Source organism: Chitinophagaceae bacterium (assembly GCA_016699815.1).
Taxonomy (GTDB): domain Bacteria; phylum Bacteroidota; class Bacteroidia; order Chitinophagales; family Chitinophagaceae; genus Ferruginibacter.
This window is the reverse complement of record CP065012.1, coordinates 2,307,652-2,331,387: the sequence shown is the minus strand read 5'-3', so window position 1 is coordinate 2,331,387 and position 23,736 is coordinate 2,307,652. Positions and strand designations below refer to the sequence as shown.

Sequence of the window (23,736 nt, the reverse complement as noted above, 5' to 3'; positions counted from 1 at the left end):
TTAAATAATTACCATGGCCATTATAGCACCTTCTTTATTGTCGGCAAATTTTTTAAACCTGCAACAGGACTGCAACATGCTCAATAACAGCCGAGCAGACTGGTATCATTTAGATGTGATGGACGGCAGGTTTGTACCCAACATCAGCTTTGGCCCAATGCTGGTGGAGTTTTTTAGAAAAGCCACCACTAAATATTGTGATGTACATTTAATGATTGAAGAGCCGGAAAAATTTGCAGAAGCTTTTAAAAAAGCCGGTGCAGATAATTTAACGGTGCATATTGAAGCATGCAGGCACCTGCACAGAAATATACAGCAAATAAAATCATTGGGAATGCACTGTGGTGTTGCCATTAACCCACATACACCTGTTGAAGCTTTAAAAGATATATTGGCCGATATAGATTTGGTTTGCATGATGAGTGTAAACCCTGGTTTTGGAGGACAGTCGTTTATAGAACATACCTTGCAAAAAACCAGGGAATTAAAAGCCATGATAACCGAAAAGGGTTTAAAAGTAAAAATTGAAATTGACGGTGGCGTAACCTTACAAAATGCAAGGGCTATTATTGATGCAGGTGCCGATGTGTTGGTTGCAGGCAATACCGTTTTTAAATCTGCAGACCCTGTTGCTACCATTTCAGCATTAAAAGATATTTAAAACCCTGCTCCTTTATACTTGGTTTATCAAACAAAAATATGCATTATTGGCGCCGGCCCGGGTGGCGTTACTGCCGCATTGCAACTGGCTAAGCTGGGTATAGAATGTATTGTTGCCGATAAAGCAACTTTTCCCCGTGATAAAATTTGCGGGGATGGGCTTAGTGGAAAAGTTGCGGCCATACTGGATAAAATAGATCCATCCATCATCAAAAAATTTCAGCAACAGCCTTATAAAAATAATAGCTTCGGCATTATTTTTACTTCTCCCAACAGGCGGTCGGTTCCTATCCCTTTTTCCTTAAACTATAAAAATAATTTACATAACCCACGGGGTTTTGTTAGCCGGCGCTTTGATTTTGATCATTTTCTTGCCAACGAATTGCGGCTGCAACCAAAAATTACTTTTTTAGAAAACACCAATATTGTTTCGCATACTTTAACAAAGGAAGGCTATATTTTAAACGACGAAACCGGAAATATAGAAATAAAGGCACAATTGCTGATAGTGGCCAATGGCGCACATTCCCGCTTTGCCAAAGTAACCGGCGGAATTAAAATGGAACCTCAGCACCATATTGCAGGCATAAGAGCTTATTATAAAAATGTAAAAGGCTTAAATGAAGATGGTTTTATTGAACTGCATTTTTTAAAAAAAGTATTGCCCGGATATTTTTGGATTTTTCCTTTGCCTGGCGGCGCAGCCAATGTGGGCCTTGGCGTGCACAGCAGCATTTTACAGCATAAAAAAATAAATTTACGCAAGCTGCTTTTAGAAATTATTGATACCGACACTGAAATTAAATCCCGTTTTTCTGAAGCATCACCCGATGGAAATATTGACGGCTATGGCTTACCGCTGGGAAGCAAAAAAAGAAAACTGTATGGCAACCGTTACCTGCTTATTGGTGATGCTGCAAGCCTTATAGATCCTTTAACCGGCGAAGGCATTGGCAATGCCATGTACTCTGGTTTTTATGCGGCAAATGTTGCAGAAAATGCGGTGAAAAATAATGATTTTTCGGAGCAGTTTTTACAACAGTATAATAAAGATATTGATCGTGTGCTTGGGCCGGAGTTAAAGATGAGCACTACGTTACAAAAACTGGCCACGAGGCCCTGGTTGTTTAATTTACTCATGAATAAAACAGCAAAAAGCGCCGAATTACGGAACCTGCTTACCGCAATGTTTGCAGAAATAGATGTAAGGAAAAAATTAGCCAATCCCTTATTCTATCTTAAAATGCTTTTCAATAAATAAAAAAGCCACGATTACTCATGGCTTTGAAAAAAATTTATTTAAAAAATTATTCAACAGTACTTTCAGAATCTGTAGTGGCTGTCATTGTCATTGCCTGGCCTGCAACATTCATTTCATTGGTCATTTCTACTTTTAGGGTACGTTTTTTTACCAGGCCGTTTGCAGCAACTAAAATAGTTCCTGAATTTTTGGCATCAATTGTCATATCAATCTGCATACCACCCTGTGCTTCTATTTGCTTAGCTCCGGTCATTGTGCCTTTCATATCAATGGTGCTAATGCCGTTATCTACCGATTTTAAAGTATAATGGCTAATGGCATTAAGCCCGTCTTTATTAGTAGTATCGCTCCATGTAACTCCAGGTTTTGCACCTGCAGGTATACCTTGGTAAATTCCGGCAATCATTACATCGCCACTTATGTTTTGCATAGTTTCACTTAAAGGGCCAAGTTTTTGTTGTGCTTCGGCATCTACATCTGCAACTTTCATAGAATCTACTTTGCCGGTTGCTTTGTTCAATTGGGTTGTACTTTCTGTGTTTACAAAAGAAGCCAGTGATTTGCCCACTTCTGTTTCCTGATCTTCTTTTTTATCAGAATCGTAATTGGTTGCGTTTCCCATCATTTCGCTTTTTACTACAAGCTTGGTTACCTTACTTGAAATAACGTAGTTCACATCATTTTCATCTTTTACAACGGCATTTGTAATTGCTGTTACATCATTGGTCATTTGCATCCCCATACCTAACTCAGCTGTCATGTGTGAAGTATTGGTGATTTTTATAGCCTGGCCCTTTTGTAACGTAATTGCGTTTTGAGCAATAGCATTTGCAGAAACCAGCACTACAACAAAGAGTAATAATTTTTTCATATTTAATGGTTAAAAATTTGAGCAACAAAAATAGGTATTCCGGCAATACAAATCATTTTGAAAATTGTTAGTGTTTCTGTAAAAAAACGGGAAAAACAGGTATTTTTTCCATATTTTCACAATTATCGGCTAATTTTAAACAGCCTTATTTTAAAAAAGCTGGTTCTTGCCTGTTTGTTCACTATTAATACACCATAAATGAGATCTGTAATTACAGGCACAGGGAGTTATATTCCCAGTAATATTAAAACTAACCAGGATTTTGCCATACATAGTTTTTATGCCGAAGACCATGTAAAAATTGATACCGATCCGCTTGAAGTAGTGGAAAAGTTTGAGCAGATTACCGGCATACAGGAAAGAAGATATATTGATGCCGGCATCAATACCTCCGATATGGCAACTATTGTTGCAAAAGCTGCACTTGAAGATGCCCACTGCAACCCTGAAACTATTGATCAGATAATTGTGGCCCACAACTTTGGTAATGTACTTAAACATACTATTCAAACCGATGTACTACCGGCGCTTGCATCGAGGGTAAAACACGATCTTAAAATTAATAACCCCAATTGCATCCCTTACGATCTTTTATTTGGCTGCCCGGGATGGGTACAGGGCCTTATACAAGCCGATGCTTTTTTTAAAGGAGGTGTTGCCAAAAAATGCCTGGTGATAGGCACCGAAGCGCTTAGCCGTGTGCTGGATACGTACGACAGGGACAGCATGATTTTTGCCGATGGCGCCGGGGCCTGTGTATTGGAATGGAAAAGCTCGGATGAAAACGGACCAGGGATTTTATCAACTGCCGTGCAGGCACATTGTAACGAAGAAGCATATTATTTATTTTTGGGCAAATCTAATTATCCCGAAAGCGACCCAAGGGTTCGCTACATAAAAATGAAAGGGCGAAAAGTGTATGAATATGCCATGAAATATGTGCCTATGGCAATGAAAGACTGCCTCGACAAAGCAGGCGTGGCAATTACCGACCTAAAAAAAATATTTATTCACCAGGCCAATGAAAAAATGGATGAAGGAATTGTAAAAGGTTTTTATAAATTATATGGTAGCAAAACAATGCCCGAAGGCATTATGCCCATGAACATACACAAATTGGGCAACAGTTCTGTGGCTACCATTCCTACTTTACTGGATATGGTTCGAAAAAACAAACTCGACAGCCATCAACTTAATGCAGGTGATGTGGTAATATTTGCATCGGTAGGCGCCGGCATGAATATAAATGCTGTGTGTTACCGCATTTAAACCAAAATATTTCTCCTCTGTATCTAAAATTATTTCAATGCTGAATTTTATAATATGAAAAAAATTCTGTTTTTTACCACAAGTATTTTTTTAATACTTAATGCCCATGCACAATTTAGCGGCAAAACTTTTACAACTGCCGACTATGATAATGCCGTAAAAATGCTGGGAGCCAAAACCAGTAAACTGGTTTTTAAAACTTCTGTACAGCCCAACTGGCTCGATGATGGTGGCTTTTGGTATAAAATACAAACGCAAAAAGATAAAGAATATGTTTTAATAAACCCAAAGAAAAAAACACGTCAAACCGCAGCTACCTATGCAGCATTATTTCCCGGAAAAACAGAGCCCAAAGCCTCAGCACCGGTATGGCAGGGCGGCTTTGAAGTGCTTTCTCCCGATAAAACTAAGGCAGCTTTTATCCGCAACTGGAACCTTTGGGTAAAAGATGTAAAAACCAATGCAGAAAAACAACTTAGCTTTGACGGTACAAAAGATTATGGCTATGCTACCAATAATGCCGGATGGACGCACTCAGAAAAACCCATACTGCTTTGGTCGCCCGATTCAAAAAAAATTGCAACCTTTCAGCAAGACCAGCGCCATGTAAAAGATATGTACCTGGTAAAAACTACGGTTGGCGCTCCCGAATTGGAACAATGGAAATATCCATTGCCAGGAGATTCTGCCATCATCATGATTAACCGTGTGGTAATAGATATTGAAAATTCAAAATTAATTCGTTTTAAAATGCCTGCCGATGCAAGGCGCAGCACATTATGCGACGATATTGCCTGCAACGGCAGTTTGTCCGATACTTACTGGAGCAAAGATGGCAGTCAGGTAGCTTTTGTATCGGTAAGCCGAGACCATAAAAAAAGCAACCTGAGAGTTGCCAATGCTTTAACCGGAGATGTAAGGGATGTTTTTGAAGAAACGGTGCCTACACAATATGAATCGGGCCAGGGAGATGTAAACTGGAAATTTTTACCGGCAAGCAATGAATTTATCTGGTATTCTGAACGAAATAATTTTGGCCATTTATATTTATACGATTTAACAACCGGGCATTTAAAAAACCAAATTACCAATGGCAGCTTTACCATTACCAGGGTAATAGATGTGGATGAAGAAAAACGCACTATTTTATTTGAGGCATGTGGTAGCGGCAGCAATCCTTATTACAAAAACTATTACAGCATAAATTTTAATGGTAAAAACCTAAAAAGGTTAACGCCTGCAGATGGCAACCACAGCATTATTCGTTCGCCTGATAATAAATATTTTATTGATACTTACTCCTCGCCAAATACAGCGCCGCAAATTATTTTAAGCGATGCAAAAGGCAAAAAGTTGATGGATTTGGAAACGGCGGATATTTCTCAATTGCTTGCCAGTGGCTGGCAGGCGCCAATACCATTTACGTTTCGCTCAGCAAATAACGCATTTGATTTATATGGCCTTTTATATTTACCACCCAATATTGATGCAACAAAAAAATACCCTGTAATCAATAATATTTATCCCGGGCCGCAAGGAGGAACTATTGGCTACTGGGGTTTTAGCGCAAGCCGCAGCGATTGTAATGCCTTAGCCCAACTGGGTTTTATTGTAGTGCAAATTGAAGGCAGTTGCAACCCTTACCGCTCCAAAGCATTTCATGATGCCTGCTATGGCGATATGGCAATTAATACCCTACCCGACCAGATTGCCGGCATTAAACAATTACAAAAAAAATATACCTTTTTGGATTTGGACCATGTAGGTGTTTGGGGCCATTCAGGTGGTGGTTTTGCCACGGCTTCGGCAATGTTTCAATATCCGGAATTTTATAAAGTAGGCATTGCAGAATCGGGCAACCATGATAACCGCAACTATGAAGACGACTGGGGCGAACGGTATATTGGTTTACTGGTAAAAGACAGTTCGGGAAATTCCAATTACAGCGAGCAGGCCAACCAGGTGTATGCCAAAAATTTAAAAGGAAAACTTTTATTGATACATGGAGGTATGGATGATAATGTGCCGCCATACAATACTTATTTGGTAGCCGATGCCTTAATAAAGGCAAATAAAAGTTTCGACATGCTTATTATACCCAATGCACGCCATGGTTATGGCCGTGACAGCTACTATGCCATGCGCCGCCGCTGGGATTATTTTATAGAAAATTTAATGGGCGGCAAAACGCCGGATAATTATGTGATAAAGCCCTAAAGGGTTTTGACGGCGTTAATTGACTTTTATCCAACGGCGAAATTTTTTACAAAAAGTAAAAATCTCAGTTGTTGAAGATAATGCCCGATTTAGAAATATTTTTTTTCAACAAGTTGTCATTAATACTGTAGGCCAAGATTTCAAAATAGTAAATATTTCAGAAAGGGGTTTTCAGCTATTCTTTATTTTTATTGACCTGGTTACATAAGCATCTTATTCATATTATCAGTTACTGTTGCATCCGATCGAAAAAAATCATGAAAAAATATATTCATTTAGCCATAGTAACAATTATTACTATAATTATTTTGGGAAGTTGCAAAAAGGAAAACAATAGTGAGGCGCAAAAAATAATATTGGAAATGAGTAAGTGTACCCGATATCAGCAGCAGCATTTCCTGTTATTTGCTTTGATTCACTTATCTCCGATTGCAGGTGCCCGGAAGGAGCAATGCATACCTCGGCAGGTTATACAGCAGTTCAATTAAGCATAAAAACAGGAGAACTTTCATACCAAAGTTTCTCTTTATCTACAGAAGCTAATCATACTACTTCATCCCCTGCAAACGATACCTTATTAAATGGTTACACTATCAGGTTAGTGAAAGTTCTTCCCTATCCAAATATTGATATGCCACAGCCTGTTGCTTACAGTGTAGTATTGGAAGTAACGCAATAATTTACCGGCTGGTGATTGTTCCTAATAAACTAAAATAATTCTGCTTTATTAATGGCCTTTTATCCTCACAAAAGAATTACTGTTAAATAAATATTCTCATCCTTAAGTATACATTATTTGAAACTCAGAGAAATTGCATTTTTACCAAAATCTAAAAATAGTTTACTTTCATACAAACTTTTTAAACTTTCAATAATGCAATTAGCAAAAGAACTCCTTCAAAGAAACGGCGAACTATGCGAATTATGCAATAACCATGCGGCTTGCACAAGTTACCCTGTAATAGCCGGTAATGAGGATGCTGCAAATTGCGTGGCGCTTTGCGCCGAATGTGAGCAAAAAATTATGCAGGAAGAAAAAGGCGAATATTGGCGCTGCCTGGAGGGGAGCATTTGGAGCCCGCAAGCTGCTGTACAAGCCCTTAGTTACCGGCTATTATTTTTATGCAAAGAGCAGGATTGGGCCAATGAAACCCTGAACTCCGTTGAATTAAATGAGCGTGTGGTACAAATTGCACTGAGCATATTTGAACAGGCCGAAGTACATAAAGATGCGTTTGGAAATGCATTGAGTAATGGAGATACTGTAGTACTCACACAAGCGCTTAATGTAAAAGGAACCAGTTTTAGCGCAGCAAAAGGAGTTGTTGTAAAAAAAATAAGGTTGGTGCCCGGTAATACAGATCAAATTGAAGGCAAAATAAACGAACAAACTATTGTAATATTAACTAAGTATGTAAAGAAAAATTGAATTGGGTAAATTTATCTGCCTGGGCTGATAACTTATGCAGAAGGAATTTTTATGTGTATAGTTTTAAAATTTGCTAAAAGACAAAAATGCCGAAAATGCCATTAGCCTTTACCAAAGCAATGAAAATTGTACTAACTGGAACCCTGCTACCCTAAGCCCTTTTGGGAGCCTTTTAACAGACCCTTATCAATAACGATATAAAAACAAAAAAATGAAAACCCAAAAATACTTTTTAATTATATTTTTAGCAGCCGCATCTGCTACAGCTTATGCACAGCATCCACTTGAATACGATACCTGCAATACCCTGCAGCAATACGAGGGAGAGTGGATGAATGTATCCGGTGCCGATACCATACGCATTTATTTAAAACCGGTAAGAACTTATGAACCTGTATACAATAATATTGATGATGAATTATGGGGATGGGTTGAATATAAGCAAGGCAATAATATTATAATGAGTAACTATGCCAACCGGTTTCTCCCAACTTCGGACAGTTGGAGTTATATGAATAGTATTACAAATTTTAGCCTCTCTAAATATATCTGTAATTCACAAAAACTCGATGGCCTTTTTTCAGACTTAAATCATCATCGAGGATTAATAAATTGGGTAGTAGAGGTAACATTAAGCGCAAATGATATAACCATGGATGTATGGCAGCAACGAACACCTTATTATGTACTTGATACAGGCGGTACAGAAATGACGCTACCGCTGAGATTTACGCTTATAAAACAATAAGTTGCCATTTCTCAGCCACAGGTATAAAGCATTAAAGCCGTTGCCTGTTTTTTAGCCAACGACCTTAATTTTAAATTTTCATTAATACATGTTTTCAATATTGCGCAGGCCAACGACCAAACGCCGTTAAACTAATAAAAATGCCCCGAAAAAAATTTTCCGGGGCAACATACAAACTATAAAATACAAACACAACAAAAGTAAAATGCAGCTATTATGCTGCATTACTATTAATCTGGTTTTTTACCTTCTAAAAAAGTATTGATGGTGCTGAGCTCGGCCTGGTTTTTATCATCGGTCTTTACGGTTACATTACTGTAAAATGATTCCACATCTGCAATTTGATTATGCAGTTCCATATTGCGGCGAAGGTAAGCCGGCACCGATTCAAACTCATTATTAGGATCAGCTGCATTGATGTTGAATGACAAATTACGCAGCTTCGCAATGCGTTCCATAGCCCGGCGCCTTAATTCTTCAGTTTCGTCCTGCATTGCAGGCTCCTCAACTTCAGACTTCATGATGGGCTGAGTTTGTTGTACAATTGGCTCTTCCTCCGCCGCATTGTTGGAATCTTTAACTACCAATTGCATTTCAAACATTGCAGTTTCGTCTTCTGCTGGCTCAATTTGCTTTGGCAGTGGTTCCTCGTTTGGTTTGGATAATTCAACGTCTGCATTTGGCAACTCCTCGGCATAAATTTGCTTAGGCTTTGCCAGGAAAGCTCCTGACGAAAGGGGCTTTGCAGTGCTGCTAGCATCATTAAAATTTTCTTTTTTCTTGTCGGGGGCTTCGGCTCCATTGTCTTGCGGCGCCGTTGCTGGTTTTGTAAGAGGGTTGGGATTAGGGTTTTCAAAATCAAATTCCACAATGGGTATTTGATCAGAAGCCGAAGATATTTCAAAAAACAGCGGCTCGCTACTTTCTATATCTTCATTTTTATCCACAGTATTTTTACCTGGTAAATCTACTGTTGTTTCTTCCTTAAGCTTTGGCATATAAGGGTCTTCATCCGCAAAATCTAATTTAAGTATTTCTACTTTTTTTGTTTCCATAAGCGTTTCATTTTCCACTTGCTCTATTGCTGCTTCGTCAACTATTTTTTCATTTGTTTCTGCAACCGGTTTTGCAGGATTATTTGCTTCCGGCATACTCAATTGCATTACAATTTTTTCCTCTTCTTTATTTTTAGTCGCCGGTTTGCTTTCTTTTGGAAATGGATCTTTATGATCAAAACCTGTTGCTATTAAAGTAATACCAATTTTATCTTCGAGGCTGTTGTCATAACCGAGGCCCAAAATTACATCTGTGTCTTCACCGGCATGGCTCAGGAGGTATTGCTGGATAATTTCTACTTCATCCATGGTAAATTCATGATCGCCTTCGGCACTATTGATGTTAATCAAAATCCATCTTGCACCCTGGATATCATTATCGTTGAGCAAGGGTGATGCAAGCGCTTGTTCGATAGCTTCCTGTGCACGGTTTTCGCCGGCTGCGGCTGCGCTGCCCAAAATGGCCACTCCGCCGTTTTTCATTACGGTGCATACATCCGCAAAGTCAACATTTATTTGCCCCGTACTATTGATTACATCGGTAATACATTTTGCAGCAGTAGCCAATACATTGTCTGCTTTTGCAAAAGCTTCCTTCATTTTTAAATTGCCAAACTGGTGGCGCAATTTATCGTTGCTGATCACCAAAAGTGTATCCACATGATCTTTTAATTGCCGTATGCCTTCTTCTGCCTGTATGATGCGTTTCTTTCCTTCATAAGCAAAAGGCGTAGTAACTATACCTACGGTAAGTATACCAAGGTCTTTACATACTTTGGCTAAAATTGGTGCGCCGCCTGTGCCGGTTCCGCCACCCATGCCTGCAGTAATAAATGCCATTTTGGTATTTACTTCCAGTATGCGCTTAATTTCATCGAGGCTTTCCTGCGTTGCCTCACGGCCAATTGCAGGGTTGGCGCCTGCACCAAGGCCCTGGGTAAGGTGTGGCCCAAGCTGCACTTTATTGGGCACCTTGCTTTGTGCAATGGCTTGCGCATCGGTATTGCATATTATAAAATCAACGCCGTCAATATTTTGGGCGTACATGTGGTTAACGGCATTGCCGCCACCACCGCCAACACCTATTACTTTTAGGATTGACGATTGTTCTTTGGGCAAATCAAATAAAATCATGTTTTGTAAGTTGTAGTTAGTAAGTATTGTTTCTTAATTTTCGGGGTACATTGGTTTTTTGTTTTCAAAAGATACAAACCTGGAATATTACAGTTGCGCATCTCCTTCTTCTTTAAACATTTCTATCAGGTTATTTTTAAAGCTGTCCATGAATTTTTTTAAACCATTTCTTTTTCTTGCTGGTATTTCTTCTGAAAAATTACCGGCTTCAATTTCCATTTCACTATGTACTTCAGTTTCTTCATCATCTTCAACAGAAATTTTGGTATATTCTTTCTCAAACGATTTGTTTTTATTTTCAAAATCGTTATAGCCTTTTAATATTAAACCAATGCAGGTGCTATACATGGGTTTTGTCAGCTCTTCGGTATGGCCGCCGCATAAATGTTCATTTGGGAAACCTATTCGTGCATTCATGCCGGTAACATACTCGGTAAGCTGTATTAAATGTTTAAGCTGTGATCCGCCACCGGTAAGAATGATACCGCCGTTCAGCATCCGGTTATCGAGGCCAATCTGTTTTAAGTGATAGCTTACAAAATCCATTATTTCACTCATTCTTGCCTGTATAATATTGGCAAGGTTTTTAACGGATATTTCTTTTGCAGCCATTCCCCTTAAGCCGGGAATTGTGATAAATGTATTTGTTCTTGCCTCATCACTTAATGCGCTTCCAAACTGAATTTTCATTTGTTCGGCCTGCGTTTTTAATACCCCAAGACCAGATTTTATATCATTGGTAATATTTTCGCCACCAAAAGGAATTACAGCAGTGTGTTTTAAAATACCTTCATAAAATACGGCAAGGTCTGTTGTACCACCACCAATATCTACAATGGCTACGCCTGCCTCCAGGTCCTGGTCGCACATTACAGCAGCAGCAGATGCCAATGGCTGTAACATGAGGTCTTTTGTTTTTAACCCTGATTTTTCAACGGCACGATTAATATTTCGGATTGCCGTTTTATCGCCAGTAATAATGTGGAAATTGGCGCCTACTTTTACCCCGCTATAACCAATTGGGTTGGGTATATTTTGAAAATTGTCTACGGTAAACTCCTGTGGAATTACGTCAATAATCTGATCGCCGGCTGGTATATAAGTGCGGTACTGATCGGCAATGAGGCGGTCTATTTCTTCCTGGCAAATTTCTTCTTCATTTTGCTGGCGTACAATATCGCCACGGGTTTGCAGGCTTTTGATATGCTGTCCGGCAATGCCTACATACACTTCATTTATTGCAAGTTCGGGGTTGGATTTATAACAATTTTCCAGCGCCAGCTGAATAGATTTTATGGTTTGTTCAATGTTCAAAACCATACCATGCTGTACACCGCTGCTATTGGCACGGCCAAATCCTAAAATTTCCAATTTACCGAATTCATTTTTACGGCCGGCAATGGCTGCAATTTTAGTAGTGCCTATATCGAGGCCTACTATAATGGGTTGTTCCTGGTTCATAGTTGTATTTTTTTGTGTTTGTATGTTTTGTATTAGTTCCATAAAAAGAAAAATATTTTTAATGGTTCCCTGGCATTACTGCTTTTGGTTTTTTCCCGGAATCAATTTTATTAATAGTATTTCCTGGCGGCTTAATAATGGGTTTTTCCAAGGGTTTTGTCTTCATAGGAACAGGTTTAAGAGCTGGCTTGGCGGGTTTTACCAAAGGTTTTGTGGGTTCAGAGGTGATGCTATTTATGTTTCCTGGGGTAATATTTTGTTGTACCACGTTATTGGTTCCTATTTGCTCATTGTTTCCATCATCCTCTCTTTCAAAAGAATGCTGAATGATGTCATTATCCTGCACGGGTTTATCACTATTATCTGCAGATTGCCCGGCAAGTGAAGAATCCGAAGCCATTGCCTCAGCTTTATCTGCCATAAGTTTTAGCAATTGCAATGTGCGGAGTGAATCGGCGATTACATCCTCTTTATTTCTCAGTTTTGCCACTACCTGGTCTTTATATTGTAAATTAATATTACTATATCTGTTCCAGCCTGCTTTAAGCATAATGTTTTTATAAAAAAGTTTCAGTTTATTAAATTTTTCTCCTGCGTTATTTGCATCTCCAAATTCAATTACCTGTTTCCCAATTTTAGGGATGATTTCAAAACTATTGCCTGCGGCAATGTCCACCTGTTCAATCATACCCATTAAAAAAGAATCGGCCATGATTATTTGCGCCAGGTTATTGATGTTATTAAGCAACAAACTGTCTGCTATCTTAAGCACTTTGGTATCTGCTGGAAAATTGGTAAATAGCGGCAGTCGTGCAGAAAATTTTTCACTCAATGGTAAAATCATATTGCTGCTATCTACATAAAAAGTAGCACCAGTGGCGGAAAAAATCCTTGCCACAGGTTCCCGCTCATCAATTATGGCTTTTAATATTCCGTTATTGTCAAAGAACAGTTCGGCATGTTTTATCCAAACATCATTTTCGAGCCCGGTTTCCAGTTTTTTTAAATTAAATTTTTCTACCGGCCTGCCTTCCATTTTACCGCCAGCTTCTCTTTGTATAAGGCCAATAATATCTGCTTCATCTATAAAAAAGTTAGTGCTTACGCCCCTAATCTCCACATCTACCCCATTACATTTAGCTGCATTTTTTTTATGCATGGCAGCTATGAGCAATACCAGCACTGCAGCTCCTAATGCACCCCAAAAAGAGCCAATCAATACTTTTACGATATGTTGCTTATTTACTGCCATCAATTATTGTTTACTAAAATGCTTTTTATTTCTGCCAATAACAGATCTATATCGCCTGCGCCAGCCGTTATTAATAATTCTGTTTCATTTTTCTTCAGCAATTCCAGCAAGCCGGTTTTAGATACTACTATTTTTTGCTGTATATTCATTTTGCTTAAAATCATTTCGCTGTTTACGCCTTCTACAGGCAATTCCCTTGCCGGGTAAATGGGCAACAAAACCACTTCATCGGCAATTGCCAGCACTTCGGCAAATCCATCGGCAAGGTCTCTTGTTCTGCTGTACAGATGGGGCTGAAAAACAATTGTGCATTTTTTACCAGGATATAATTCTTTTGCACTGGTAATAAGCGCCCTCAATTCTTCCGGATGGTGGGCATAATCATCAATTAAAATATGCCTGTTGTTTTTAAGCACATACTCAAACCTCCTCTTCACTCCTTGAAAAGATGAAACGGCACTTTTAATTTTTTTTTCATCTATATCCAAATACCTGGCAATGGCGATTGCCGCCACCGTATTCTCAATATTATGCCTGCCACCCATATTCAACTCAACATTTTTTATTGTTTGCTTGTTTATGGTAACATCAAATTTGTAAGCGCCGTTTTGAATAGTTACATTTTGTGCAAAAGAATCTGCGTTTTCTTTTCTGGCGCCATACGTCCAGGTTTTGCCGGCTTTAAATTCCTTACTTCTTGCAAGTTCCTGTTTGTGTATCAGTAATCCGCCCGGCTTAATTCTCTGGGTAAACTCTATAAAAGCATCCTGCATATTTTTTTCTGTACCATAAATATCCAGGTGATCGGCATCCATTGCGGTGATTACGGCAACATCCGGCGTTAATTTCAAAAAACTCCTGTCGTATTCATCGGCCTCTGCCACACATACATTTTTTTCGCTGCTCCAGAAATTACTGTTATAATTGGTAGCAATACCTCCCAAAAATGCATTGCAACCAAAACCACTATCCCGTAAAATGTGGGCAACCATAGCACTTGTTGTTGTTTTACCATGCGTGCCTGCAACACATATATTCAATTTATTTTCTGTAATTAAACCCAGCGCTTCGCTTCTTTTAATAATGGTGAAGCCATTGGTTTTTAAAAAATTAAATTCACTATGCCCTACAGGAATTGCAGGAGTATAAATTACCAGGGCTGCATTTTTTTCAACCAGGCTTATATTATCATCATAATGAATTATCATACCTTCTTTAACCAATTGTTTTGTAAGCTCCGATTCTGTACGGTCGTAACCGCTCACTTTATGGCCTCGGCTATTAAAATACCTTGCCAGGGCGCTCATGCCAATTCCGCCAATACCCAAAAAGTAAACTGGCGCTTTTATCTTTTCAATTTTATCAATTATGTTCCCTGTTTTTTCCAAACCTGATATTTAGTTAAGGTCATTTAATACCTGTGTTGCAATGCTATCATCTGCGTTGGTTACCCCAAGTTTTCCAATATTTTGTTTTAGTTCATTTCTCCTTTGCTCGTTTTTGCTTAGTGCTATTACTTCCGCAACAAGTTTTGTTGCTGCATCATCATTCATCACCATTAATGCCGCATTTTGGTTTACCAGCATTTTTGCATTGGCCACCTGGTGATTTTCGGCTGCAAAAGGGTAAGGCACAAATACTGCTGGCTTTTTTACCACGCTCAATTCTGCAATGGCCATTGCACCGCTGCGGCTAATAACAAGGTCTGCTGCGGCATAAGCCATATCCATCCTCATAATAAAATCACTTACATATACATTGCTCAAATTTTTTGCAACCTCTTCGGCCTTTTGTTTAAAGGGCTTACCGGTTTGCCAAATGAGTTGCAGGTTATTTTCTGTAAATTCATTTATGTGCCGGGCAATGGCTTCGTTAATACTCTGTGCGCCCAAGCTCCCGCCAATACTCAAAATGGTTGTTGTAGCTGCATCAAGGTTAAAAAATTGTAATGCTTCTTTTTTACTCACAGCACTTTGCACAATTTCTTTTCTTACCGGGTTGCCCGTTACTACTATTTTATTGGCCGGGAAAAAATTTTCCATACCTGCAGATGCAGTAAATATTTTTTTTGCTTTTTTAGATAGCCAGATGTTGCTCTTCCCGGCAAAAGAATTGCTTTCGTGTATATAAGTGGGCAACCCTTTTTGCTGTGCATACTTTAATACGGGGAAACTGGAATAGCCGCCAACCCCAATTACTGCACCTGGCCTAAACCTTGAAAAAATTTTAGCAACCTGGAAAAAACTTTTCAGCAATTTATAAGGCAAAAAAATATTTTTTATCAAAGAACTCCTGTTCAATCCTGCAATATCAATAGCAACAATTTTATACCCTGCCTGCGGCACTTTTTCCATTTCCATTTTTCCTTTGGCGCCCACAAATAAAATTTCTGTTGCCGGGCTTTGTTTTTTTATGGCATTGGCAATTGCAATTGCCGGAAAAATGTGCCCACCTGTTCCACCACCTGCTATAATAATCTTATTCAATTTCTTTTACCTCCTCTTCTTCAATTTCCTTTTTAATTTCTTCAACCTGGGTTCCTTCCTGCTGCTCTACATTTCGGGACACGCTTAAGATAATACCAATAGAAAGACAGGTAAATAAAAAACTGCTGCCGCCCATACTTACCAATGGCAGCGTAACACCTGTGTTGGGGAACAGGCCTACGTTAACAGCCATATTTGCCATAGCCTGAATGGCCAGCATAAAACTTAACCCCAATGCCAGGAAAGCACCAAAGGCATAAGGGCACCTTTTGTAAATGCGGATGCACCTGTAAAGAAATAACAGGTAAATAAAAACTATAAATGCTGCGCCAAACAAACCATATTCTTCAATTATGATGGCATAAATAAAATCGCTGTAGCTGTGTGGCAAAAAATTCCTTTGTTCGCTGTTGCCCGGCCCCACCCCCAATATGCCCCCTTTTGCAATGGCAATTTTTGCCTGATTTACCTGGTAGGTTTTATCACTTTCCAATTCATTACTGCCATAATAAAATGTTTGCACCCTGCTTATCCATGTGGGTATTCGGCCCATGGTGAGGATACCCGGCAGTTTTTTTGTTTCATGCGTTTCTTTATCGTAGGTGCTAATGGCAATACCCACCAGTAATACTATAGGAATAAAAGCAATACCCAAAGTTGCCAATATATGTTTGGTATTTACCCGGCCGATAAACATGAGAATAAAACTGGTGCCGGCAATAAGTATGGCCGTAGAAAGGTTTGCCGGCGCTATTAAACTGCAAATTAAAATCACCGGTGAAAGTATGGGTAGAAATCCTTTTTTGAAATCTTTAATTACTTTTTGCTTGCGGCTCAGCTGGCGGCCCAGGTACATAAACAATGCAAGCTTTGCAAGGTCGGATGTTTGCATGGTCATGTTAATTACCGGAAGCTTTATCCAACGGCTGCCAGCGTTTAACTCTACTCCTGCTGCTAAAGTGTAAATCAATAAAGGAACAGACGCTAAAAATAAAATTATAGCCACCCTGGAATAAATGGTATAATTGATGCGGTGTGCCCAGTAAATAATAAATAAACCAAAGATGATAAAGGCAAATTGTTTAAACAAGTAACTTTCATTGCTTTTACTCATTCTATATGCCAGCGAACCTGTACTGCTATACACCAGTAATAAACTGGCAAGCGTAAGGATAATTACAATTGCCCAAATTACCCTGTCGCCCCTTGTTTTATTTACAAGGCTGCCACCCATATTACTAAGCCCCGGGCTTAAAATAGATTTAATATTTAGGTTTTCGGCCATTACTACTAAAGGTTTTTTACAGCTTTTTTAAATTGCAGCCCCCTGTCTTCATAATTTTTAAATAAATCGAAACTTGCACAAGCCGGGCTAAGCAAAACCACATCACCTTTGCCGGCAAAATGAAAAGCCGTTGCTACAGCATCTACAGCATTATCAGTATTTACAATTTGAGGTACTACATTTGCAAAAGCTTCATGAATTTTTAAGTTATCGGTACCCAGGCATACAATAGCTTTTACTTTTTCGGCAACCAATTCTTTAAGAATAGCATAGTCGTTTCCTTTATCTACGCCGCCTAAGATGAGTACCACAGGTTTTTCCATGCTTTCCAAAGCATACCAGGTACTGTTTACATTGGTGGCTTTGCTATCATTAATAAATTCTACGCCTTTAATTGTAGCAACAGGTTCCATGCGGTGTTCCAGCGTTTCGAAAGTTTGCAATGCTTCTCTTATTTTTTCCTTTCGGATATCAATTGCTGTTGTAGCCATGCTTGCTGCCATACTATTATAATAATTGTGTTTTCCTTTAAGCGCAAAATCGTTGATACTCATTTGCATTTCTTCTGTGCGCCATTTAATATGCATTTGAGCATTGGTTAAATAAGCGCCTTGTGGTAGTTCTTTATTCATGGCAATTGGTGCTGGTATAGATTTAATGGTATAGTTAGTAATATTCTTTATTGTTAATTCATCATCTGCACAGTACACAAACACATCGTTTTCATTTTGGTTTTCAATAATTCTAAACTTGCTTTTTATATAATTTTCAACTTTATAATTATATCGGTCCAGGTGGTCTTCGGTAATATTTGTTAACACAGCAACATCTGGCCTGAAACTGCTGATATCATCTAATTGAAAAGAACTGATCTCTGCTATATACCATTCTTTGGGTTCTTCGGCCACCTGCCTGGCAAATGAAAACCCTATATTCCCTACCACCGCACAATCCAAACCTGCATGTTTACAGATGTGGTAGATCAGCGAAGTGGTGGTAGTTTTTCCATTGCTCCCTGTTATCCCTATTATTTTACTTTTTCCTTTATACCGGTAAGCCAATTCAATTTCACTGATAACCGGAATGCCTGCTGCCCTTATTTTTTTACCAGGCTGTTTTTTTCCGGGATACCCGGGCTCTTCATTACTTCGCTTGCATTAAGTATAAGATCTTCGGTATGGCCGCCCTGTTCAAAAATTATCCCATACTTATTTAACTCCATCCTATAAGTATCCTTAATGATACCACTATCGCTTACAAACACTTCGTAGCCCTGCTTACTGGCAAGTATTGCAGCGCCAACTCCGCTTTCGGCAGCTCCTAATATTACCATTCTCTTTTTCACATCCGTAATGCTTTAAAAATTGGTTCTTCATGAGTATTGAGCGCTAATACATCTTGTGCGTTCAGCATTACAAAAATTTGGTTCTTCATGGGTATAGGCATACAGGACAAAATTGCCTTGCAGCTTCCCAATAAAAAGGTTTTTCAACAGTATAGAATTTAACGGGTAACTGGTTTCCACTTTTCACCCGCCAACATTCTTAAAAAAGGTTTTTCACTGGCATAGAACTTAACAGGTTAGTTTCACCAACGGACAAGGGAAAGAGTGGATACCTTTTACAGCATTTCAATTTTCCCTAAACTTTTTTATCTCAGCTTAAGCGTAACTATTGCTGTGGCTACGCAAAAGATGGTTATAATCCAAAACCTTACAGCTATTTTACTTTCATGATATCCCAGCTTTTGATAATGATGGTGTAGCGGGCTCATTAAAAAAACACGCCTGCCTTCGCCATACTTTTTTTTAGTGTATTTAAAGTAACTTACCTGTATTATAACACTTAGGCTTTCCACAAAAAACACCATACAAAAAATGGGTATCAATAATTCTTTTCTAATAATTATAGCCAGCGCCGCAATGATTCCACCTAAAGCAAGGCTCCCCGTATCTCCCATAAAAACCTGTGCCGGGTAAGCATTGTACCATAAAAAACCAATACATGCCCCCACAAAAGCAGCAATAAAAATACTCAGCTCACCAAGGTTGGGTATATACATTATATTCAGGTAATCTGCCAGCTTAATATTGCCGCTTACATAAGCAAAAATGCCGAGGCCAATCCCTATTACAGCACTCACTCCGGTTGCCAGCCCATCAAGCCCATCGGTAATATTTGCGCCATTGGAAACAGCAGTAACAATAAATATTACCAGTATAATGTAGAGCACATAAGAATAATTTTCAAGGCTTTTGGGCATTAGCTTTGCGTAATTGAACTCATGATTTTTTACAAATGGTATTGTAGTAATCATATCTTTTGCATTTACAAAAACCCTTTTTTTACCATCTACCATAAATGAATCGTATTTTATGGAATGGCCGTCCTTATCTATTACCGGCAATGGCGCTGCTTCATTGGCACGGATTACTTCCCGCTTTACAATCACATTCGGGCTAAAATAAAGCGTAGCTCCAACGATTATGCCCAGCATTACCTGCCCAAATATTTTGAACCTGCCGGCCAATCCGTCTGCATCAGATTTTTTATATTCAATCCCTTTTTCTTTGGCAATCCGCTTTGCCCTTATTTTTAGATAATCATCTATAAAGCCAATGGCTCCCAGCCACACCGTACACAACAGCATAAGTCTTACATACACTTTATCAATATTGGCAAACAAAATTGTTGGGATAATAATAGCCAGCAACAAAATAATTCCGCCCATGGTGGGTGTGCCTTTTTTCTGCTGTTCACCTGCCAGGCCAAGATCCCTTACCGATTCACCCAATTGCTTTGCCTGCAAATACCTGATTAACTTTTTGCCGTATACAATGGTTATAAACAAACTCAAAATAAGCGCAAGCAAAACCCTGAAGGTTATAAACTGAAAAAGCCCGCTGCCCGGAAAGAGAGATACTTTCCAGTGTTCAGTAAGCCAATCAAATAAATAATACAACATAAACTACTATTGCTTTATAATGAGTTAAACTCTTTTTGCTACTATTTTTCCAGCATGGTAAACATTTCCAATAAAACCTGCTTATCATCGAAATCATGTTTAATGCCATCAATATCCTGGTACTTTTCATGGCCTTTACCGGCAATTAAAACGATATCTTCTTTTTCACTTAAACTCACTGCCGTTTTTATAGCTTCCCTTCTATCTACTATGCTGATAAATTTTTTTTTTAATCCTGCATGTACTCCGGCTTCCATTTCTTTAATGATTTGCCCTGGATTTTCTTTTCGAGGATTGTCTGATGTAAAAATTACTTTATCGCTATGTTCACAGGCAACTTCTGCCATCACCGGCCTTTTGGTTTTATCTCTGTTGCCACCACATCCCACGACGGTAATAATTTTTTCGTTTCCATGGCGCAGGTTATTAATGGTTGCCAATACGTTCAATAATGCATCAGGCGTGTGTGCATAATCCACAATACCCACTACTTTTTCATTGCTACTTACCAGGTATTCAAATCTTCCTTCGGCGCCATCAAGCTGGCTTAAAACCTGTAAAGCTTCCTGCTTATCAATGCCGAGGCAAATGGCAGCGCCATAAACGGCCAGTAAATTATAAGCATTAAACTCGCCAATCATTTTAAAAAATACTTCGGTATCATTCACCATCATGTGCAGGCCAGAAAGGCTGTTGCTCAAAATTTTTCCTTTATAGTCTGCAAGGGTTTTTAAACTATAGAAATACTTTTTTGCCCTGGTATTTTGCAACATCACCGCACCACGTTTATCATCGGCATTGCTTATGGCAAATGCAGTTGCGGGCAGATTATTAAACCATGATTTTTTTACGTTGATATAGGCTTCAAATGTTTTGTGGTAATCCAGGTGGTCATGCGTTATGTTAGTGAATAAGGCACCAGTAAACTCAAGCCCTGCAATTCTTTTTTGTTGTATGGCATGGCTGCTGCATTCCATAAATACATAGGTACAGCCGGCTTCTTGCATTCTTTTCAGGAGGCTGTTTAATTGAATGGCATCGGGTGTGGTATGCGTAGCCGGAATGATATTGTTGCCAATTCTATTTTCAACGGTACTTATTAACCCACAGTGAAACCCGGTTGCTGAAAATAATTTGTACAGTAAAGTTGCTACCGTAGTTTTTCCATTTGTGCCGGTAACAGCAACTAATTTCATTTTTAAAGTGGGCTCTTCAAAAAACAGGTGGGCCATTATTCCTGCGGCTTCTGCTGAATCATTTACTTGTATATAAGTTACATTATTTACCGGCTTATCCGGCATTTCTTCACACACAATTGCCAAAGCGCCGTTTTTAATAGCGGCATTTATAAAACTATGCCCATCGGCACCTGTACCTTTTATTGCAATAAAACAATTTCCTTTTTGAATGGCACGGGAATCTATTTGCAATGCATTAATAGGAATTGCCGTGCTGCCGTTTACAGCATTAACCGAAGTTTTATATAATAAATCCTGTAATAACATGCCTTATTAATTAAGCATTAAGTTTATTTTTTGCCCGCTTGAAACTGATGAACCGGCCAGTAAACTTTGGCTGATCACCTTTCCCCTTCCGGTAAAGCCCACTTTAAGACCCCTGTTTTCTAAAAGGTAAATGGCATCTTTAAGTCCCATTCCCATCACATCGGGCATTGTGTTTGCCGGCAAGCCGCTAATACCCGGCGATTTAAGCCCACTGTTATTCGCAACCATATTGACCATTCTCCATTTTCCCGAAACAGATGAATCACTGTAATTCATGTGCATAAAACTAAAAATAGCATTGAGGTCGTTCATCATCCCCGAATATTTGTACGCCGAGCTATCTGTAACCAGCCCTGCAAAAAGCGCCTTGTTATTATTAATATATCGGCCATAAATCCTGTCGCTGATTTCTTTAAAAACCCTTCCGGCTACGTCGGCTCCATAAATAAATTTTGATTCCCTGGAATTTTGTATCACTACGGCAATGGAGTATTTAGGGCTTTCGCTGGGGAAATAACCAATAAAAGAAGCCTGGTAAATTTTGTTGCCTTTATTATAGCCTTTATTATCGAGTGCAGAAACTGCAGTACCGGTTTTGCCGGAAATAGAATACAAGGAATCAAATAAAATCCTATGCCCGGTTCCGTGTGCACTGTCTACTACAGCTTTTAAACATTCTTTTACCTGCGCAAGGGTTTGCTCACTGCAAATTTTATTGACAACCACTTCCGGGTTTATTTTTTTAATTTCAACCCCATATTCTTTTATGGTATGTACAAGGTAAGGTCTCATCATTTTTCCCCCATTGGCAACAGCGTTATACAACATTAGCATGTGTAAAGGAGTTACCAACTCTTCGTAACCATGTGCCATAAAGGGAATAGTGGTTTTTGACCAACTGCGGTTTTTTGGTGTTTTAATGGTGGGCTTTCCCGCTGAAGCAATAATATCCACACCTGTCATTTGATTGAGCCTGAATTTTTGCAGGTGCCCAATAAATTTATCCGGCTGGCTATTGTAATATTCGTAAGCCAGTTTTGCAAAGGCCACATTACTACTTTTGAAAAATGCTTCTTTAACCGGCATTTCATGTTCGCCCAAATGCGAATCTTTAATTCTTAAGCCATAAAATTTTTTAATGCCTCCTTCGCAATCCACAATAGAATTTTGGGTTACATAACCATCATCAAGCAAACTTATAAGAGTAGCCAGTTTAAAAATTGAGCCCGGCTCTGTTGCCCTTCCAATGCCGTAATTAAGGTCTTCGATATAAGATCCATCCGGCTGCTTACCAAGGTTGGCTATTGCTTTAATTTTTCCTGTGGCCACTTCCATTACTATGGCAGTACCATGGGTAGAATTATTGCCCAGCATCATTTTCATTAAGGCGCTTTGTGTTACATCCTGTATATATGTATCCAGTGTGGTTACAATATCCTTTCCGTTTACGGGGTCAAGGTCTGCTCCATCTACGGGTAAATATATTCCTGCAGCATAGCGCATTAAACGCTGTCCGCTAATTCCTCTTAAGAGGCTGTCATAAGTTAATTCCAATCCTACATTTCTCTTGCTATTTTCCCTGGAGAGGCCAATGGTACGGTTGGCAAATAATACATAGGGATTAATTCTTTTATCCCTGGGATCTAAAATAAAACCGCTTTTATTTTTTCCTAACCTTACCAACGGAAAATTTCGAAGCTCACAATATTCATCAAAGGAAATTTTCTTTTTGAGTGAATAATACCTTAGCCTTTCCTTATATCCTCTTTGAAGTTCTTTCTTATACTGCTGGATGGTTTTATCTTTAAATAACCCGGCAAGGCAAATGCTGAGGGAATCAATATTATCTTTAAACCTTTTTCCTCCTTTTGCCCTTAGGCCATCTGCGCTAAAGTCTACATACACATCAAATATGGGTACAGATGTACTGAGCATATTTCCATCTTCACTGTAAATACTTCCTCTTTCGGCATCCACAGGAAAATACCTTAGGTGGTCTTTTTTACTTACATCCAGCCAAAATCTACCTTCTGCCTGCTGTACATAAAAGGCTCGGCCCAATACGCATAAACCCAAAAAGGCTATGCCTATAAAGCAGAGATAAACCCTCCATAATATGTCTTTTTTAATTTCCAAGCC

Annotated in this window: 17 protein-coding genes and 1 pseudogene; 7 read left to right on the top strand and 11 right to left on the bottom strand. The window is 38.9% G+C overall.

The genetic code is table 11. The annotated features are described in order from the left end of the window. Nucleotides 1–13 precede the first annotated feature (13 nt). Nucleotides 14–661, top strand: a complete 648-nt coding sequence (locus tag IPO46_10445) for a ribulose-phosphate 3-epimerase (protein QQS62511.1) — start codon at nt 14–16, stop codon at nt 659–661. Nucleotides 662–679: 18 nt separating this feature from the next. Continuing rightward, nucleotides 680–1,921 carry a geranylgeranyl reductase family protein gene (locus tag IPO46_10440; GenBank protein QQS62510.1) on the top strand — a complete coding sequence of 414 codons (1,242 nt, stop codon included), beginning with the start codon at nt 680–682 and terminating at the stop codon, nt 1,919–1,921. A gap of 46 nt (nt 1,922–1,967) precedes the next feature. On the opposite strand, the gene IPO46_10435 is transcribed toward IPO46_10440, so the two are convergent. Next, nucleotides 1,968–2,792: a hypothetical protein gene (locus tag IPO46_10435; GenBank protein ID QQS62509.1), complete on the bottom strand. Its 825-nt coding sequence runs from the start codon at nt 2,790–2,792 to the stop codon at nt 1,968–1,970. Nucleotides 2,793–2,990: 198 nt separating this feature from the next. Here IPO46_10435 and IPO46_10430 point away from each other — a divergent pair, with 198 nt between their 5' ends. The 5 genes from IPO46_10430 to IPO46_10410 all read left to right on the top strand — a co-directional run bounded on the left by IPO46_10430 (nt 2,991) and on the right by IPO46_10410 (nt 8,455). Next, nucleotides 2,991–4,061 carry a ketoacyl-ACP synthase III gene (locus IPO46_10430; protein ID QQS62508.1) on the top strand — a complete coding sequence of 357 codons (1,071 nt, stop codon included), beginning with the start codon at nt 2,991–2,993 and terminating at the stop codon, nt 4,059–4,061. A 54-nt stretch (nt 4,062–4,115) separates the two neighbouring features. Next, entirely contained in the window at nt 4,116–6,278 is a 2,163-nt protein-coding gene (locus IPO46_10425; GenBank protein ID QQS62507.1) for a DPP IV N-terminal domain-containing protein, read from the top strand. A gap of 370 nt (nt 6,279–6,648) precedes the next feature. Continuing rightward, nucleotides 6,649–6,957 carry a hypothetical protein gene (locus tag IPO46_10420; GenBank protein QQS62506.1) on the top strand — a complete coding sequence of 103 codons (309 nt, stop codon included), beginning with the start codon at nt 6,649–6,651 and terminating at the stop codon, nt 6,955–6,957. 345 nt (nt 6,958–7,302) lie between these two features. Then, on the top strand, nt 7,303–7,707 hold the full coding sequence (locus IPO46_10415) for an alkylphosphonate utilization protein (protein QQS64384.1): 405 nt from the start codon (nt 7,303–7,305) through the stop codon (nt 7,705–7,707). 211 nt (nt 7,708–7,918) lie between these two features. Then, a complete protein-coding gene (locus IPO46_10410; GenBank protein ID QQS62505.1) occupies nt 7,919–8,455 on the top strand; it encodes a hypothetical protein in 537 nt (178 codons plus the stop codon). 230 nt (nt 8,456–8,685) lie between these two features. Here IPO46_10410 and ftsZ read toward each other — a convergent pair whose 3' ends face one another. The 10 genes and pseudogenes from ftsZ to IPO46_10360 form a co-directional block, all read right to left on the bottom strand. Then, entirely contained in the window at nt 8,686–10,644 is a 1,959-nt protein-coding gene (gene ftsZ / locus IPO46_10405; GenBank protein ID QQS62504.1) for a cell division protein FtsZ, read from the bottom strand. Nucleotides 10,645–10,731: 87 nt separating this feature from the next. Further along, on the bottom strand, nt 10,732–12,105 hold the full coding sequence (gene ftsA / locus IPO46_10400) for a cell division protein FtsA (protein QQS64383.1): 1,374 nt from the start codon (nt 12,103–12,105) through the stop codon (nt 10,732–10,734). Between the two features lie 58 nt (nt 12,106–12,163). Continuing rightward, the gene (locus IPO46_10395; protein ID QQS62503.1) at nt 12,164–13,357 is read right to left on the bottom strand and encodes a hypothetical protein; all 1,194 of its coding nucleotides are present in this window, start codon (nt 13,355–13,357) and stop codon (nt 12,164–12,166) included. Then, on the bottom strand, nt 13,357–14,727 hold the full coding sequence (locus tag IPO46_10390; GenBank protein QQS64382.1) for a UDP-N-acetylmuramate--L-alanine ligase: 1,371 nt from the start codon (nt 14,725–14,727) through the stop codon (nt 13,357–13,359). Before IPO46_10390 ends, IPO46_10395 begins: the two co-directional genes overlap by 1 nt. A 27-nt stretch (nt 14,728–14,754) precedes the next feature. Then, a complete protein-coding gene (gene murG / locus IPO46_10385; protein ID QQS64380.1) occupies nt 14,755–15,834 on the bottom strand; it encodes an undecaprenyldiphospho-muramoylpentapeptide beta-N-acetylglucosaminyltransferase in 1,080 nt (359 codons plus the stop codon). Between the two features lies 1 nt (nt 15,835). Further along, the gene (locus tag IPO46_10380) at nt 15,836–17,077 is read right to left on the bottom strand and encodes an FtsW/RodA/SpoVE family cell cycle protein (protein QQS64381.1); all 1,242 of its coding nucleotides are present in this window, start codon (nt 17,075–17,077) and stop codon (nt 15,836–15,838) included. Nucleotides 17,078–17,133: 56 nt separating this feature from the next. Continuing rightward, nucleotides 17,134–18,461, bottom strand: a pseudogene (murD, locus tag IPO46_10375) (UDP-N-acetylmuramoyl-L-alanine--D-glutamate ligase). A gap of 317 nt (nt 18,462–18,778) precedes the next feature. Next, nucleotides 18,779–20,092, bottom strand: coding sequence for a phospho-N-acetylmuramoyl-pentapeptide-transferase (locus IPO46_10370; GenBank protein ID QQS62502.1), 1,314 nt, complete (start codon nt 20,090–20,092; stop codon nt 18,779–18,781). A gap of 41 nt (nt 20,093–20,133) precedes the next feature. Then, entirely contained in the window at nt 20,134–21,597 is a 1,464-nt protein-coding gene (locus IPO46_10365; protein ID QQS62501.1) for a UDP-N-acetylmuramoyl-L-alanyl-D-glutamate--2,6-diaminopimelate ligase, read from the bottom strand. A gap of 6 nt (nt 21,598–21,603) precedes the next feature. Next, on the bottom strand, nt 21,604–23,733 hold the full coding sequence (locus IPO46_10360; GenBank protein QQS62500.1) for a transpeptidase family protein: 2,130 nt from the start codon (nt 23,731–23,733) through the stop codon (nt 21,604–21,606). Nucleotides 23,734–23,736: the final 3 nt, after the last annotated feature.